The organism is Oribacterium sp. oral taxon 078 str. F0262 (assembly GCF_000160135.1).
Lineage (GTDB): Bacteria > Bacillota > Clostridia > Lachnospirales > Lachnospiraceae > Oribacterium.
This window is the reverse complement of sequence record NZ_GG729933.1, coordinates 482067-498902: the sequence shown is the minus strand read 5'-3', so window position 1 is coordinate 498902 and position 16836 is coordinate 482067. Positions and strand designations below refer to the sequence as shown.

The following is a 16836-nucleotide window of genomic DNA, read 5'->3' as shown; positions in this document are numbered from 1 at the left end:
CTAGCGGTTCCTGTCCTCAATGTATTTTTGAATAAAGTCGAGATTTCCCCTCTCATCCACCTCAATAATCATATAGGAGGGGCGGCGGTCCGCCTGACGGGGGAAGCTGATAGAGCCGGGGTTTAAGCAGATGACTCCGCCCACCACCCGGAGAAAGGGCTTATGGCTGTGGCCGAACATCGCGACCCCGCAGTTCCTCGACCTCGCCTCCTCCGCGAGTATCCTCGGGTCCATGCTGACGCCATAGAGGTGTCCGTGGGTCAGGAAGCAGCGTTCCTTCCCAAGCTGAAGCTCCAGCTCCCTCGGAAGCTCCGCGAAAAAGTCACAGTTTCCCTGGAGGAAGCAACAGTGGCAGTCCCTCCCCGCGGCCTCCCGGAGCTTATCCTCCGGCTCCTCGATATCACCAAGATGAATCAGATCGGAGAAGGGCCCCTCCTCCCGGAGGACGCGGAGCAGGTTCTCATCCTTTCTGTGGGTATCGCTGACGACGAGGATTCTCTTCTTTTCTGTCTCTCCCTCTCTTTTTTCGCCGGGCGCTTCCTTCTCAAGCTCCTCCTGGTAGCGTCTCCCCCGCTCAGAAAGCTTCCGGTCGCTCTCCTCCACGGAGCGGAGCAGCCTTCGCATCTCGCGAAGCGCCTTCCCCCTGTGAGAGATCCCGTCCTTCTCCTCGGGACTCAGCTCCGCCGATGTCTTCCGGTACTCCGGAAGGTAGAGGATCGGATCATAGCCAAAGCCATTCCGTCCCGCCGGCTTCTCGGCGATCAGGCCCGGGAAGCTCCCCTCCGTGTGGAAGATCCGTCCGTCCGAAAAGGCAGCGCAGATATCACAGCTGAAATGTGCGCTTCTGTCCTCTCCCTTTACATCCTTGAGCTTCTCCAGAATCCGCCGGTTCTTCTCCTCGTAGCTGCTGTTTTCGCCCAGGAATCGGGCGGAATAGATCCCCGGCGCCCCCCTGAGATAATCGATGCAGAGCCCGGAATCATCCGCGAGGATCACGTCCCCCTCTCGGAGAAGTCCGTGCTCCCTCATATATTCCCGGATGCCGACCGCCTTTGCCTCTGCATTCTCCGCGAAGCTCTTTCCATTCTCCTCCGGATCAAAGTCGATGCCGAGATCTGACTTCGCGAGGATTTCCGAAGCCGCGTCCCTCAGGATTCTCCGGATCTCCCTCATTTTGTCCCGATTATGCGTCGCAAATATGATCCTCACGTCTTCCCTCCTCTCATTAGAATCGGCATTCCGCAGAGCTTATTTTTTCTCCTGGCGCGGACGGATACCGTATGAGTAAAAGTAGGTCTTCATCATCCCATTGTAGATCTTTCTGTTTTTATCCGCTCTCCCGAGGTAGCGCTGCGCATCCTCGTAGGCCGTGATCAGATAGAGCTTCCAGTGATCGAGCCCTTCCCAGGCCTCCCGGAGCTCTGTATAGAGAAGCGGAAGATTTCTCCTATCCTCGATCCGCTCCCCATAGGGGGGATTCGTGATGAGATATCCTCCCCTTCCGCTGTGAGAGAGCTTTGCGAGCTCCCGGAGCTGAAAATGGATCAGCTTCCCGACCCCGGCTCTCTCCGCGTTTTCCCGGCAGACCGGAAGCATCGCAGGGTCAATGTCATAGCCCTGGATATCCAGGGCTCTTCCGGCTCCTCCTGCGAGGATACCGCGGTCTATCTGCTCATTGGCCTCCGTCACCGCCTCATTCCAGTGCTTCCTTGGGACGAGGTTGCTCCAGCCCTCCGCCGTGAAGGCGCGGTCCGCCCCGGGCGAAATCCCCGCGGCGAGCATGGCGGCCTCGATCAAAAAGGTGCCCGAGCCGCACATCGGATCGATCAGCGGCAGCTCCGCTCTCCAGCCGCTTAAGAGGAGAAGGGATGCGGCAAGGGTCTCCGTAATCGGCGCCTTTCCCGCCTTCAGCCGATAGCCCCTTTTGTGGAGGGACTCCCCGCTTGTGTCCAGCGCGACTGTCAACTGATCCTTATAGAGGCTTACGCGGAAGGGATATTTCGCGCCGTGCTCCTCGAACCAGCTCCTGTGGTAGATCCTTCCGAGGCGATCCACCATCGCCTTCTTCATGACCGACTGGATATCCCGCGGCGAATAGAGCTTTGAGTTGATCGAGCTCGCCTTCGTCACCCAGAAGCTTCCATCCTCCGGTATGAACTCCTCTAAGGGCAGCGCTCTCGTCCCCTGAAAGAGCTCTTCATAGCTCTCTGCCCGGAACTCTCCGACCTTAAGGAGGATTCTCTCCGCGCTCCTTATGAAAATGTTGGCCCTGGCGATCGCTTCGGCATCCCCGATGAAGCTGACTCTTCCGTCCCGAACATCGCTGATCTCATAGCCCAGTTCGTAAATCTCCTTCTTCGTGACGGACTCCAGCCCGAAATGGCAGGGGGCCATCAGCTCATATGTCTTCATCCTCTCTCCTTTTTGACGGGAGCAGCCGTATTCCCATAAAGCCATGAAAGCACTGCCGCCATATAGAGCCGGACCTCTAGCGGTCCATCAGCCCCTTTAAAAGCCAAAGAAGCAAAAATACCGCGCAAAGAGGCAGGAGGATCGGCGAAAGCAGCGAGAAGATCCCTCCGATCAGCTGGGCGAGCAGAAAGAGCAGTAAAAGGACGAAGAGGAAGAGGAAGAAGCAGCCGAAATTATTGAGCTGGAAGGACTGAATCCTCGGTCCCCGCTCCTCTGTATTCTCCTCTCTCCACTCTTCCCTTCTTTCCCTCTCCGCCGAGGGACCGGGATCAGAGTCTATGCCTTGGTACTGTCTGTCCTCCTCGTCCGAGTTATAGTTGATCTCACTCTCCTCATGGCGAAACGGCGTCTCCCGGGCGATCCGATCCCCTCCCGCCTCCGCGGCGTCCGCGATGGTCTTTGCGAGGAGCCTCGGCTCTCCGAGCTCCGATACGACCTCCTCCTCGCTCCTCCCCTTTTTACACTCGGAGGCGATATAGTCCTGATAATAGCTTAGCTGCTCCCGGATCCGCTCCTCCGAGACCGAATTGCTGAGCTCCGCGCGGAGCGCCCGAAGAAATTCCTCTCTTGTCACAAGATCTCCTTTTATCCGGGACTTTGAAGTCCCGGTGCATTGTCTGTCTGTTTCCCGCTCTTTTCCCGTCTTAAAGACCGGGCGATCGGGATCAGTCCTTCTCCGCCTCCTCCCGATCCGAGACGACGATGCCGAGGTCCAGAAGCTGCTGCTCCTCAAAGACCGGAGCCGGAGCCTCCATCATGGCATCGGAGCCGTCCTTTCCCTTCGGAAATGCGATGACATCCCGTATCGTATCGGAGCCGACCATCCACATCGCAAGCCGGTCCAGACCATAGGCGAGTCCCGCATGGGGAGGCACGCCGTAGCGGAAGGCCTGCATCAGGAAGCCGAACTGCTCCATCGCCCTCTCTCTCGTAAAGCCAAGCTTCTCCAGCATCCTTTCCTGTACCTCTGCCTGGTGGATACGGACGGAGCCTCCGCCAAGCTCTGTGCCGTTTAGGACGATGTCGTAGGCCTTTGCCCTCACCGCCCCGGGATCTGTGTCGAGCAGGGGAAGATCCTCCTCCATGGGCATGGTAAAGGGGTGATGCATCGCCTGGAAGCGGCCGAGCTCCTCCGAATACTCAAACATCGGAAATTCCGTGACCCAGAGGAAGCTCCACGCCTTTTCGTCGATGAGGGAGAAGTCCCTCCCAAGAGAAAGCCTGAGCGCTCCGAGACTGTTCCAGACCACCCTCCTGTCCCGATCCGAGACAAGGAAGAGAAGATCCCCTGCTTTTGCCCGCATCGCCTCGCAGATCCGCTCCTTCTCCCCCTCCCTTAAGAACTTCGCAAAGCTCGATTTACAGCTTCCATCCTCCATGAGAGAGAGGTAGGCCAGGCCCTTCGCCCCGCATTCCTTCACGAAATCGGTGTAGGCATCGATTTTCTTCCGGGGCATCCCCGCCCCTCCCGGAAGCTTCAGTCCCTTGATGATGCCCCCTTCTCTCACGCAGTCGGAGAAGACGGAGAAGCCGCAGTCCCGAAGAAGCTCCGTCAGATCCATAAGCTTCATTCCAAAGCGAAGATCCGGCTTATCGCTCCCGTAATCGTTCATCGCATCGATCCAGCGCATCCTCCGGAGCGGGAGCGTCAGCTCGACGCCGCAGACCTCCCGGAAGATAAACTGCAGGAGGCGCTCATTGAGCTCCAGGACATCCTCGACATCTGCGAAGGAAAGCTCCATATCGACCTGGGTAAACTCGGGCTGCCGGTCCGCCCGGAGGTCCTCATCCCGGTAGCAGCGGGCGAGCTGAAAGTAGCGGTCCATGCCGGAGACCATCAGAAGCTGCTTTAAAAGCTGCGGGGACTGGGGAAGCGCATAGAAGGAGCCGTGATGGAGGCGGCTCGGCACGAGGAAGTCCCTCGCCCCCTCCGGCGTCGACTTGATGAGAGTCGGCGTCTCGATCTCCAAAAATCCGTTCTCCGTCAGGAAGCGGCGGATCAAAAAGGAGATGCGGGCCCTCGTCATAATGCGTTTCTGAAGCTCCGGGCGGCGGAGATCCAGGTAGCGGTACTTCAGGCGGAGCTCCTCCTTCGTCCGTATGCCGTCCTCGATGGGGAAGGGGGGCACCTCGGACTCCGAGAGGATGCGGAGCTCTCTCGCAGAGAGCTCGATCGAGCCGGTCGAAAGCTCTGCGTTTATGTCCTTCCCCCGGCTCTGCACGATGCCGCTCACCGCGATGACAAATTCAGAGCGAAGCCGGGCGGCCTTCTCAAAGACCTCCTGCCCGCAGTCCTTCTCCTCAAACAGAATCTGAAGGATACCGGAGCGGTCGCGAAGATCAGTAAAGATCAGTCCTCCCTTATTCCGGGACTTCTGGACCCAGCCCATCATCGTGACCTCCTGCCCGATCATAGACTCCGTAAGATGCGCGCAGCGGCACGTTCTGTGCAATCCCCTCATTGACTCAGCCATATTCTTATTCCGCCCCTTCCTAAGCGTAGATCTCCATGCACTCTTGGTAGCCCTCCTTCCGGAGCTGCTCCTTTTGAAATTTCTTATTCTTATTCATGCGGACGATGAGGACTCTCTCTCCTCTTTTCCTCCGGCGGTCTGCCTCTCTGAGCGCCGCCGAAAGCTTCTCCCGGGAGATTCCCTTTTCCAGGAGGATGGCAAGACTTCCCTCCTCCCTCTCTGTCTCCTCATTGCTCTCCAAAAGGATGGTCACAAGCCGTTCAAAGCCGATGGAGAAGCCGACCGCCGCGGTATCCTTCCCCGTAAAGAGCCCGACCATCCGATCGTATCTCCCGCCCCCTCCGATGGAGCCGGGAAAGCCCTCCGCCCGGATCTCGAAGATCGGCCCGGTATAGTAGCCCATGCCGCGGACCAGTGTGGGGTCAAAAGAGAGGCGAAGCTCCGGCCCCGCGATCTCTCGCACCATCTCCATGATCTCCGAAAGATTTTCGGAGATCTCCGGGGAAAGCTTCTCTCCGAGGATCTCCCCGAGCCTCCGGATATCCTCTGCCTCCTCTCCCGCATTGAGGACAAGGCTTAGATAGCGGTCGATCCCCTCCGCAGAGAGTCCCAGGGAGAGGAGTTCCTCCCGGACCCCCTCCGTCCCGATCTTGTCCGCCTTATCGAGGATCACGCAGATCTCCTCGAAATCCTCCTCGGGAAAGCCCGCAAAGCGCTGCATGCCCCGGAGAATCTCCCTGTCATTCAGGACGATCCGGAAGGGATGCCTCTCCGAAAAGCCGATCCGCCGAAGGAAGCTCCCGATCGCGAGGATGAGCTCGATCTCCGAAAGATTCGACTCATCTCCGAGGATATCGATGTCACACTGGACGAACTCCCGGAATCTCCCCTTCTGCGGGCGGTCCGCCCGGAAGACCGGGCCGATCTGCAGGGCCTTAAAGGGATTCGGGAGCTTCGCCTGATTTTCCGCGTAGAATCTCGTGAGAGGCAGGGTGAGGTCATAGCGGAGTCCGGAGTCGGAAAGGGCGGAGGCCTCCCCCGACGAAAGGGCATGCTCCAGCTTCTCTCCTCGCTTCAGGAGCTTGAAAATCAGCTTCTCATTGTCCCCTCCCTGCCGGCTTAAGAGGTTCTCGATGTGCTCGACCGCGGGGGTCTCTATCTCCGTGAAGCCGAATTCCCGGTAGCATTTTCGGATCTCCGAGAGGAGATACTGGCGGACGGCCATCTCGTCCGGGAGAATGTCCTTCATGCCAGTGACCGGCTTTTTCTTTAATCCCATAAACTTTCCTTCCGCTTTCAAAGAAATATCCAAGTATCCGCCCTTTTCAAGGCTCCGGGCTCTTCCATGGAAAAGGCGGCGAAATCCCGCCCTCTCTCAAAGGCTGTGGCTGTCCATGTAGCGCTTCATGTCCGGATCGATATCCAGGGTAGCGAAGTAATCCCTCGGCGTCTCCGCCCGGCGGATCAGCTTCACGCTGCCGTCTCTTTTCTTCAGAAGCTCCGCGCACCAGAGCTTTCCGTTGTAATTATAGCCCATGGCGAAGCCGTGCGCCCCGGCGTCATGGATAAAGAGGAGGTCCCCCTTTTCGAGCCTTGGGAGTCTGCGGTCCACCGCAAACTTATCGTTGTTCTCGCAGAGGGAGCCGACGACGTCATAGCTCTCCGTCCCCTCCTCTTTCTCCTTCCCGAGGACCGTGATGTGATGATAGGCCCCGTAGACCGCGGGCCTCATGAGATTCGCCGCACAGGCATCGACACCGGCATAGTGCTTATAGGTCTCCTTGAAATGGATGACCCTCGTGATGAGCGCCCCGTAGGGGGCGAGCATGAATCGTCCAAGCTCCGTGAAAATCCTGACATCGGAGAGTCCGTTCTTCCCGAGAATCTCGTCATAGACCCGGTGAACGCCTTCTCCGATCGCGAGGATATCATTCGGCTTCTCCTCCGGGCGGTAGGCGATTCCCACTCCTCCCGAGAGATTGATGAAGGAGAGCCGGATGCCGCAGTCCTCCTTCACCCGGACCGCCAGTGTGAAAAGCTGCCTCGCAAGAGTCGGATAGTACTCATTGCTCACGGTATTGGAGGCGAGGAAGGCGTGGATGCCGAAATGCTTTACGCCGCCCGCCTTCAGGATACGGAAGCCCTCAAGAATCTGCTCCTCCGTCATGCCGAATTTCGCGTCCTGGGGATTGTCCATGATCGTATTCGCGATTTTGAAATATCCGCCGGGGTTATAGCGAAGACAGAGCGTCTCCGGAAATCCCCCGAGCGTCTCCCGGAGCTCTTCGATGTTCGAAAAATCATCGAGATTGATGATCGCCCCGAGCTTCTCGGCGAAGCGGTACTCGGAGAGCGGCGTATCGTTGGAGGAAAACATGATCTCCTGTCCCCGGAAGCCGCAGGCTTCGGACATTTCAAGCTCCGCCAGGGAGGAGCAGTCCGTGCCGCAGCCCTCCTCTCGGAGGATGCGGAGGATCTCGGGATTCGGCGTGGCCTTCACCGCAAAATACTCCCGAAAGCCCGGGTTCCAGGAAAAGGCCTGCTTAAGCCTCCTCGCATTCTCCCGGATTCCCTCTTCGTCATAGAGGTAGAAGGGGGTGGGATAGCTCTCTGTGATCCTCTCCGCCTCTTCCTTTGTGATATAAGTCTCTTTCATGTCCATCCTCTTCCATCCTCTGTTCTGTCCTAAGCCCTTTCCCTCTTCCGGCCTTTCCGCCGCTTTCTCCCCCGCGCCGAGACTCCGTCCGCCTGTGCTCTCCCCTTCCGCAAGGCTCCCGCAGCGCTGACCGGGCAGTCGGAGCGGAAGCCCAGCCCCCCACGGGAGCGGCAAGATCTCGCCCTATGGAAAAATCTAAGCTGCGGAAGCCCCCGCATGGGGATAATGGAGACGCCTCGGAGCATCACAAGAGCTTGCATGGAACGGCGGAGCGTCCCAGCATCCCGCGGCGGAACGATATGGAATCTGCTAGGCCTGTATGACTCTCATGATATTTGTGCTTGTGACAGGCTGCCGCCTTGTGAGGCGGGAGAGAACCCCCGCCGTGATGACGCAGAGATCCCCGGTCTCGACGAGATTCCTGCTCCGAAGCTCCTCGAGAGAGCTGTCGAAAAGCTCATCCGTGGTATCCGCTCTCCTCGCCCAGATCGGGCTGACCCCCCAAAAGAGCATCATCTGCCTCGTGGTCTGCTGACTCGGAGAGAGCGCAACGATAGAGGTCCGCGGGCGGTATTTTGCGATCATGGACGCGGTGGCGCCGGAAAGCGTCGGAACGATGATGGCCTTCGCCTGAATCTCATGTGCCGTTGTGACGGTCGCCGCGCATACCGCGTTTCCGATGCTCTCATAGAGGCTCTTCTCGAGCACTCTGGTCTTGAATTGCTTATAGTTTAAGAACTGCTCCGTATACTCGACGATGGACGCCATCATCTGCGCGGCCTCCACCGGGTACTTTCCGTTTGCGCTCTCCCCGGAGAGCATGACCGCGTCCGTTCCATCGTAGACCGCGGTCGCGACATCCGTGACTTCCGCCCTCGTGGGACGCGGGTTCCGGATCATGGAGTCGAGCATCTGTGTCGCGGTGATGACAAGCTTCCCCTCATAATTGCATTTTTCGATGATCTCCTTCTGAAGCTGCGGAAGCCTCCGCGCCTCGATCTCGACCCCGAGATCTCCCCGCGCGACCATGATCCCGTCCGCCGCGTTGATGATCTCCTGCAGGTTGTCAAGTCCTTCCTGAGACTCGATCTTCGCGATGATCTTCATATTGGATCCGGCCTCATCGATGAGCTTTCGGATATCCTCGATCGCCTGGGCATTCCGGATAAAGGAAGCCGCGACAAAATCGAAGCCCTCATCGAGGCCGAAGCGGATATCATCGATATCCTGCTCCGTGAGGGAGGGAAGGCGGATCGGGACATTCGGCACATTGACGCCCTTTCTCTCTCCGAGCTCCCCTCCATTTGTGATCTCACAGCGGATCTCCTTTCCCGCGACCTCCAAAACCTTCAGGCCGATGAGACCGTCGTCGATCAGGATCACATTTCCTTCCTTCACATCCTCGCAGAGACCGCTGTAATTGATGTAGACCCTTTCCTTGTTGCCGACGCATTCCTCTGTGCTGAGCACGATCCTGTCTCCGCTTTTCAGCATGATCTTCTGATGATCCTCGAGAAGTCCCGTCCGGATCTCCGGTCCCTTCGTGTCGAGAAGCGCGGCGATCGGCCGCCCTGTCTCCTGCCGGACCTTCTTCAAGAGCTCATAGCGCTCGAGGTGCTCCGCATGATCCCCATGGGAGAAATTGAATCTCGCCACATCCATCGTCATGCCAAGCCGCTTCATGAGCTCATAGTCATTCTCATTCGGCCCCATCGTGCACACAATTTTCGTTCTTCTCATCTTTCTCTCCTTACTTTATCGCTCAGTCCCCGGGGGGTACTGAAAACAGACTCTCACATTCGGTAGAAGACAAATATTATAGCAGGTTCTATCACCCTATTATAAAAGGAAGCTCAGCGAAAATCCCTAAGATCTATGATCTTCCGCCCGGATCCTCCCTTCCTCCCCCTCTCATTGATCATGAGATAGAAGAGCAGCACATTGAGGATGGATAGGACGATCTCCACCTTCTCCCCGAAATACCGGCTCGAAACAAGGAAATAGAGATAGAGCACAAGCTCTATGAGCGCCATGTATTTCGCCTTCACCGGTATGATGAAGTAGAGCAAAAAGACGCTGTCCGGAAAGCTCAGGGCGTAGGCGAGGAAGATACTGAAGCCCATAAAGGCCGGGTAGAGCCGCAGACTGATCCCGCTTATGAAATAGCAAAGAAGAGCTGCGATAAGGAGGAGGAGCGCCCCCGTCCAGAAAAAAAGATTGTAGCGGAAGGTCCCCCATACCTGCTCCAGCGTCTGCCCGAGACTGTAATAGACAAAGATCCCGATCAGCGCCCAGATCGGGCTCCTGCTCGGATAGTAAAAAAGGAAGGTGATGAGCCTCCAAAGCTGACCATGTACAATCGCCTTCGGATTGAGATCCAGATACTGGAAATAAAGATCCGGATTGAAAAGCTGAATCAGGAAACCCAGTGCATAGATCGCGCAGATATAGCGCATCAGATTCGGTACCGCATATCTCCCAAGCTTCCTCTCCAGCCTCTTCTCAAAACTCATCCTGATTTCCCTCCGGGCATCCCCGCCCGCTTCTCCGGGAGCATTTCTCCCGCCCGCGGACGGGCTCCGTCTCTTCACCGCCTGAACGTAAAGAGTATACTTGTCGGGCATTGATTTTTCAAGGGATTTCCGCCTTTATGCTTTTTTTAGAAAGGGAAAGCTTGCTGGACTCCCCTTCCTATGCTAATGTAAGAGATCCGGAGCAGCGCTCCGGGGAGGGTTTATCTATGAGGAAAAATTACAGACTGGGGATCGATATCGGCTCCACCACGGTAAAGGCCGCGGTGCTGGACCCCGCGGGGAAGCTTCTCTTCTCCGACTACCGAAGACATTTCGCAAATATTCAGGAAACTCTCGCAGATCTCCTCTCGGAGGCCAGGGAGAAGCTCGGAGAGATTTCCCTCTCCGCGGTCATCACCGGCTCCGGAGGGCTCACGCTTGCTAAGCATATGGACACTCCCTTCTGTCAGGAGGTCGTCGCCGTCGCGTCCGCTCTGAAAAAGGAGCGGCCGGACACCGATGTCGCCATCGAGCTCGGCGGGGAGGACGCAAAGATCATCTACTTCCGGGGCGGCATAGATCAGAGAATGAACGGGATCTGCGCGGGCGGAACCGGCTCCTTCATCGACCAGATGGCATCCCTTCTCGATACCGATGCGGCGGGTCTGAATGCGCTCGCGGGGAGCTATCGGATGATCTATCCGATAGCGGCCCGCTGCGGCGTCTTCGCAAAGACAGACATTCAGCCCCTGATCAATGAGGGAGCGGCGAGGGAGGATCTCGCCGCCTCTATCTTTCAGGCCGTGGTGAATCAGACGATCTCGGGCCTTGCACAGGGAAAGCCGATCCGGGGCCATGTCGCCTTCCTCGGCGGTCCGCTCCACTTCATGCCGGAGCTTCGAAATGCCTTTATCCGAAGCCTCAATCTCCGGGACGAGGAGATCATCGCGCCGGAGAACTCCCACCTCTTTGCCGCGATCGGCTCCGCCCTGAACTGTGCGGAAGATGCGAAGGAGATCCCGATCTCCGAGCTCATCTCCCGCCTCCGCGCCGGCATCCGGATGGACTCCGAGATCAAGAGGATGCCCTCTCTCTTCCGAAGTGAAGAGGAGTACCGCCTCTTCCGGGAGCGGCACGAAAAGGCGAAGGTAAAAACCGCGGAGCTCTCCCAGGCAAGGGGCAATGTCTTCCTGGGCATCGACGCGGGCTCCACGACGACAAAGCTCGCGCTCATCTCCGAAAGGGGAGAGCTCCTCTATAAATTTTATTCCAACAACGACGGCTCCCCCATCGCGACCGCGATACGGGCTGTGAACGAGATCCGGGAAAGGCTCCCGAAGGGCGCGCGGATCGCCTGGTCCTGCTCTACGGGCTACGGGGAGGCTCTGCTGCAGTCCGCCTTCCAGCTCGACGAGGGAGAGGTCGAGACCATCGCGCACTACTACGCGGCATCCTTCTTCGAACCGGATGTGGACTGCATCCTGGACATCGGCGGACAGGACATGAAATGCATTCAGATCAAGGACGGGACCGTCGACTCCGTCCAGCTGAACGAGGCCTGCTCCTCCGGCTGCGGCTCCTTTTTGGAGACCTTCGCGAAATCGCTGAGCTTCTCCGTCATCGACTTCGCAAAGGAGGCGCTCTACGCCGAAAATCCCACGGACCTCGGCTCCCGCTGCACGGTCTTCATGAACTCCAATGTGAAGCAGGCCCAGAAGGAGGGGGCAAGCGTCGCGGACATCTCCGCGGGTCTCGCCTACTCCGTCATTAAAAATGCCCTCTTTAAGGTAATCAAGGTCACGGACGCAAAGGATCTGGGCGAGCATATCGTGGTGCAGGGCGGCACCTTCTATAATGACGCCGTCCTCCGCGCTTTAGAGAGCATCCTGGGGAGAAATGTCGTCCGCCCCGATATCGCCGGTATCATGGGGGCCTTCGGCGCTGCCCTGATCGCCAGGGAGCGCTATCTGATCGCGGGGGAGAAGCTCCGGGATCAGCTCATCGCAGGGGAGATCTCCCCGGAGGATACAGACGAGGGCCTGCCGAAGAGCCGCATGCTCTCTCTGGACAGGATCGCCTCCCTGAAATATTCCACCAGCATGACCCGCTGCCAGATCTGCAACAATCACTGTGTCCTGACCGTAAACCAGTTCGGCGCGGGGAGGAGCTTCATCTCCGGAAACCGCTGCGAGCGGGGACTCGGAAAGGCGAGGGTAAAGAGCGATGTCCCGAACCTCTACGCCTGGAAGATGAAGCGGATCTTCGGCTACGAGCCGCTCTCTCCGGAGAAAGCAGACCGGGGAGAGGTCGGAATCCCGCGGGTGCTCGGCATGTACGAGGACTACCCCTTCTGGGCGGTCTTTTTCCGCGCGCTCCGCTTCCGGACTGTCCTCTCCCCCGCCTCTACGAGAAAGATCTACGAGCTCGGCATCGAGTCGATCCCCTCCGAATCCGAATGCTACCCGGCAAAGATCGTCCACGGCCACATCGAATGGCTGATCCGGAAGGGCCAGAAGTTTATCTTCTACCCCTGTGTCCCCTATGAGAGAAATGAGACACCGGAGGCGGGCAATCACTACAACTGCCCCATGGTCACATCTTATGCGGAAAATATCAAGAACAATGTAGAATCCCTCGAGGAGAATTCCATCCTCTTCATGAAGCCCTTCGTCGCCTTCACAAACGAAAAGATCCTGACGGAGCAGCTCGTGAAGGTCTTCGTCCATCCGAAGCGGATCGAGGACAGCATCAAGCCGGTAGGCTCCCTCACACTCGAAAAAATCAAAGAGCAGTTCCGGAAGTGGAGCTTTACGGAGGAGGAGATCCGGCATGCCGCACACGAGGCCTGGGAAGAGCTCCTGAAATCACGCGAGGACACGGAGAGAAAGGGAGAGGAGACTCTTCTTTGGATGGAGAAGAGCGGGCACCGCGGCATCGTGCTCGCAGGCCGTCCCTACCACGTCGACCCGGAGATCCACCACGGTATCCCGGAGCTCATCGCCTCCTACGGCTTCGCCGTCCTCACAGAGGACTCCGTCTCTCACCTCGCAAAGGCCGAGAGGCCCCTGATCGTCACGGACCAATGGATGTACCACTCCCGGCTCTACCGCGCCGCATCCTTCGTAAAGACCCAGGAAAATCTGGATTTCATCCAGCTGAATTCCTTCGGCTGCGGACTGGACGCCGTCACGGTGGATCAGGCGAGGGATATCCTGACCGGCTCCGACAAGATCTATACCGTATTGAAGATCGACGAGGTGAATAACCTGGGCGCCGCGAGGATCCGGATCCGCTCGCTCCTCGCCGCGATCCGCGTTCGCTCGGAGAAAAACTACCGGAGGACACTGCGCCCCGCCTCCTACAGGCGAAAGCTTTTCACAAAGGACATGAAAAGGGAGGGCTATACCATCCTCTGCCCGCAGATGTCCCCGATTCACTTCGAGCTCATCGAACCGGCGATCCGCTCCGCGGGCTACCATCTCGTGCTTCTCGATAATGACAACCGAAGCGCCATCGACGAGGGCCTGAAATACGTCAATAACGACGCCTGCTACCCCTCCATCATCGTCGTCGGGCAGGTGATGGAGGCATTGAATTCCGGGAAATACGACTTAAACCGCACGGCGGTCATCATGTCCCAGACCGGCGGGGGCTGCCGCGCCTCAAACTACATCGGCTTCATCCGGAGAGCTCTCGCAAAGGCCGGCATGGAGCAGATCCCCGTCATCTCCCTGAACGCAAACGGCATGGAGTCCACGCCGGGCTTCCGCCTGACGATCCCGCTCCTCACAAAGGCCATGCAGGGAGTCGTCTACGGGGATATCTTCATGCGGGTGCTCTACCGCTGCAGACCCTATGAATTAAAGCCGGGCTCGGCGGAGGCTCTCCACCAAAAATGGAAGGAGATCTGTATCCGCTCCGTCTCGAAGAAAAGGCCCGATATGCAGGAATTTTCCCGAAATGTGAGAGGCATCATCCGGGACTTCGACGCTCTCCCCCTCCGGGAGGAGCTCAGAAAGCCGAGAGTCGGTATCGTCGGAGAAATCCTCGTGAAGTTCTCCCCTCTTGCGAATAACCATATCGTAGAGCTCCTGGAGAGGGAAGGCGCGGAGGCTGTCATGCCGGATCTTCTGGACTTCCTGCTCTACTGCTTCTATAACCAGAACTTCAAATACGAAAACCTTGGCGCCGGCTGGAAGGGAAGGGCGCTTTGCAATGCCGCGATCGCGCTCCTAGAATTCTTCCGAAAGACCGCGAGAAAGGAATTCCGGGCTTCCCGCCGCTTCACCCCTCCCGGTGAGATCCGGGAGCTCGCAGATAAGGCGAGGGAATACGTCTCCCTCGGAAACCAGACCGGAGAGGGCTGGTTCCTGACCGGAGAAATGCTGGAGCTCCTCGCGGAGGGAGTCGACAATATCGTCTGCACTCAGCCCTTCGGCTGCCTCCCGAATCACATCGTCGGAAAGGGCGTCATCAAAGAATTAAAGCGCCATAATCCCGGCGCGAACATCATCGCCGTGGACTACGACGCCGGTGCCTCCGAGGTCAACCAGTTAAACCGCATCAAGCTCATGCTCACCGTCGCCCAAAACAAAATCCGCGAGGGCGCTTAGTCCCGTAATTTCCCATCGGGGAAATTCGGGACGTACTTGGCGAGGCGAAGCCTCGTCCTGCGAAGCAGGACTGCTCGATGGCTCCCGGCCGAGAGCAGCCCCCGCCGAGAATCTAGCGCTCCTCCCGCACGCCAGGGCCTTTTCTCCGTCTGAAGGGACAAAAGGTCCCGTAATTTCCCATCGGGGAAATTCGGGACGTACTTGGCGAGGCGAAGCCTCGTCCTGCGAAGCAGGACTGCTCGACGGCTCCCGGCCGAGAGCAGCCCCCCGCCCGGGAACCTTTCGCTCCTCCCACACACCAATGCCTCCCCTCTGTCTTATGGGACAAAAGGTCCCGTAATTTCCCATCGGGGAAATTCGGGACGTACTTGGCGAGGCGAAGCCTCGTCCTGTGAAGCAGGACTGCTCGACGGCTCCCGGCCGAGAGCAGCCCCCCCGCCCGGGAACCTATCACTCCTCCCACACACCAAGGCCTCCCCTCTATCTTATGGGACAAAAGGTCCCGTAATTTCCCATCAGGGAAATTCGGGATGTATCTGGCGAGGCGAAGCCTCGTCCTGCGAAGCAGGACTGCTCGATGGCTCCCGGCCGAGAGCAGCCCCCCCGCCCGGGAATCTTTCGCTCCTCCCACACGCCAGGGCCTTTTCTCCGTCTGAAGGGACAAAAGGTCCCGTAATTTCCCATCGGGGAAATTAAGCCGCGGAAAATGCAGACCCTGGAAAAGTGCCGAAAAAAACGGCGGCTTGGATCCAAGCCGCCGTTTCCTGATTTATCAGCTATTTCATTTTTCCGACCGTTGCGAAATATCTCTGTATTCCCAACAATACGACAATGCCATCTACCAGCGGCAAGACATACCAAAGGCTCTGTGTTCCGACTATAAGCGGTAATAAAATGACAGAGGGGATAAATAGGATTATCTGTCTTAGCATTACCAAAATACCAGCCGTTTTACCATCTCCGATTGCCTGAAAGAAAGTCATAGTCATAATCATTACACCATAGACAATGAAAATGCTGTACATTGTCCGAAAGCTTGGAACAGCCAGAAGGAGTGTTTCATCGGACAATCCGAATAATTTGAGAACCGGCTTGGCAAAAGCTTCTGCCGGCAGCCAAAAACAAGCTGCCAATGCGATGGAACTAATGGTGAATACATTAAATATTTTTTCACCCTATCGTACTGCTTCGCTCCGAAATTGGCACCAATAGCAGGCTGCAGCCCCTGACTCATTCCCCATAGCGGGATGAAGGAAAAAGCTTGTATTCTTAAGGTTGCAGCCATAATGGTCGCTGAGGTTTCACCCCCATATCGAAACGCCTGACCATAGAGAAAGCTCTGTTGAATAATAGTAAGCACCTGCATAAGCATAGCAGAAACCCCTACAGAAAACATCTCTCCCGTTATTTCATTTTCTCTCCTGATTAAGCCGATTTTTACAACTTCGCTTTTTTTCTTAAAATACCAGAGTGTAACTATTGCTTGAACAAATTGTGCTGTTACGGTAGCAATGGCAGCCCCTTCAACACCATGTTCTTTCAACAGTATCATAAGGATCGGATCCAATGATATATTGATGCCTGCTCCCATCGCCATAATCAGCATGGCACGTTTCATCAAACCTTCGCCACGCATGACCATATTGGCCGCCTGCGCGAAATTTACAAATACAGATCCCAAAAAAATGATTCGTAAATAACGAGTGGAAAGATTTAAAAGTTCCCCCTTTGCGCCAAAGACAGCAAGCAGTTGTTGACAAAATAAAATCCCCAATACGGTAACAATCGCCGATAACAATAAAATCCAAAAACAAAGATTCCCCATAACTTTGTCAATGGTTCTTTGATTCCCTTCTCCAATTGCTCTTGACAGCAGAGATGCTGATCCTACACCAATCAAGGTAGCAATCCCTGTATTGATGTATGTAAACGGGGTGGCAATGCCCACCGCGGTCATGGCTCTTTCACTAAGTATTTGACCCGCAAAAATTCCATCCATCAGCGGATATAATCCAATGACAATCATCCCTAATATTGCGGGCAATGAAAGCTTAATTAATATCTGTAATGGCTGAGCCGTTAACAGCTCTTTACTGTTTTTATTCATA

At 56.8% G+C, this 16836-nt stretch carries 10 protein-coding genes; 1 reads left to right on the top strand and 9 read right to left on the bottom strand.

The features are described from left to right. The 8 genes from rdgB to GCWU000341_RS02235 all read right to left on the bottom strand — a co-directional run bounded on the left by rdgB (position 1) and on the right by GCWU000341_RS02235 (position 10115). Positions 1–1209 (bottom strand): RdgB/HAM1 family non-canonical purine NTP pyrophosphatase, encoded by a 1209-nt coding sequence (rdgB, locus tag GCWU000341_RS02270; protein ID WP_009214087.1) that lies wholly within the window; start codon positions 1207–1209, stop codon positions 1–3. A gap of 39 nt (positions 1210–1248) precedes the next feature. Continuing rightward, positions 1249–2412: a THUMP domain-containing class I SAM-dependent RNA methyltransferase gene (locus GCWU000341_RS02265; RefSeq protein ID WP_040652939.1), complete on the bottom strand. Its 1164-nt coding sequence runs from the start codon at positions 2410–2412 to the stop codon at positions 1249–1251. 76 nt (positions 2413–2488) lie between these two features. Continuing rightward, on the bottom strand, positions 2489–3046 hold the full coding sequence (locus tag GCWU000341_RS02260) for a DUF1700 domain-containing protein (protein WP_009214085.1): 558 nt from the start codon (positions 3044–3046) through the stop codon (positions 2489–2491). A 91-nt stretch (positions 3047–3137) separates the two neighbouring features. After that, a complete protein-coding gene (gene aspS / locus GCWU000341_RS02255) occupies positions 3138–4946 on the bottom strand; it encodes an aspartate--tRNA ligase (protein ID WP_040652935.1) in 1809 nt (602 codons plus the stop codon). A gap of 19 nt (positions 4947–4965) precedes the next feature. Continuing rightward, positions 4966–6225 (bottom strand): histidine--tRNA ligase, encoded by a 1260-nt coding sequence (gene hisS / locus GCWU000341_RS02250; RefSeq protein ID WP_040652932.1) that lies wholly within the window; start codon positions 6223–6225, stop codon positions 4966–4968. Between the two features lie 96 nt (positions 6226–6321). Further along, positions 6322–7608: a diaminopimelate decarboxylase gene (locus GCWU000341_RS02245; protein WP_196794785.1), complete on the bottom strand. Its 1287-nt coding sequence runs from the start codon at positions 7606–7608 to the stop codon at positions 6322–6324. A gap of 303 nt (positions 7609–7911) precedes the next feature. Further along, entirely contained in the window at positions 7912–9342 is a 1431-nt protein-coding gene (gene pyk, locus GCWU000341_RS02240; protein WP_040652930.1) for a pyruvate kinase, read from the bottom strand. A 113-nt stretch (positions 9343–9455) separates the two neighbouring features. Continuing rightward, a complete protein-coding gene (locus tag GCWU000341_RS02235) occupies positions 9456–10115 on the bottom strand; it encodes a membrane protein (RefSeq protein WP_040653285.1) in 660 nt (219 codons plus the stop codon). A gap of 227 nt (positions 10116–10342) precedes the next feature. Here GCWU000341_RS02235 and GCWU000341_RS02230 point away from each other — a divergent pair, with 227 nt between their 5' ends. Further along, positions 10343–14728 (top strand): 2-hydroxyacyl-CoA dehydratase, encoded by a 4386-nt coding sequence (locus tag GCWU000341_RS02230; RefSeq protein ID WP_040653283.1) that lies wholly within the window; start codon positions 10343–10345, stop codon positions 14726–14728. 994 nt (positions 14729–15722) lie between these two features. Here the strand turns inward: GCWU000341_RS02230 and GCWU000341_RS02215 are convergent. Continuing rightward, positions 15723–16835 carry an MATE family efflux transporter gene (locus tag GCWU000341_RS02215; protein WP_009214076.1) on the bottom strand — a complete coding sequence of 371 codons (1113 nt, stop codon included), beginning with the start codon at positions 16833–16835 and terminating at the stop codon, positions 15723–15725. Position 16836 lies beyond the last annotated feature (1 nt).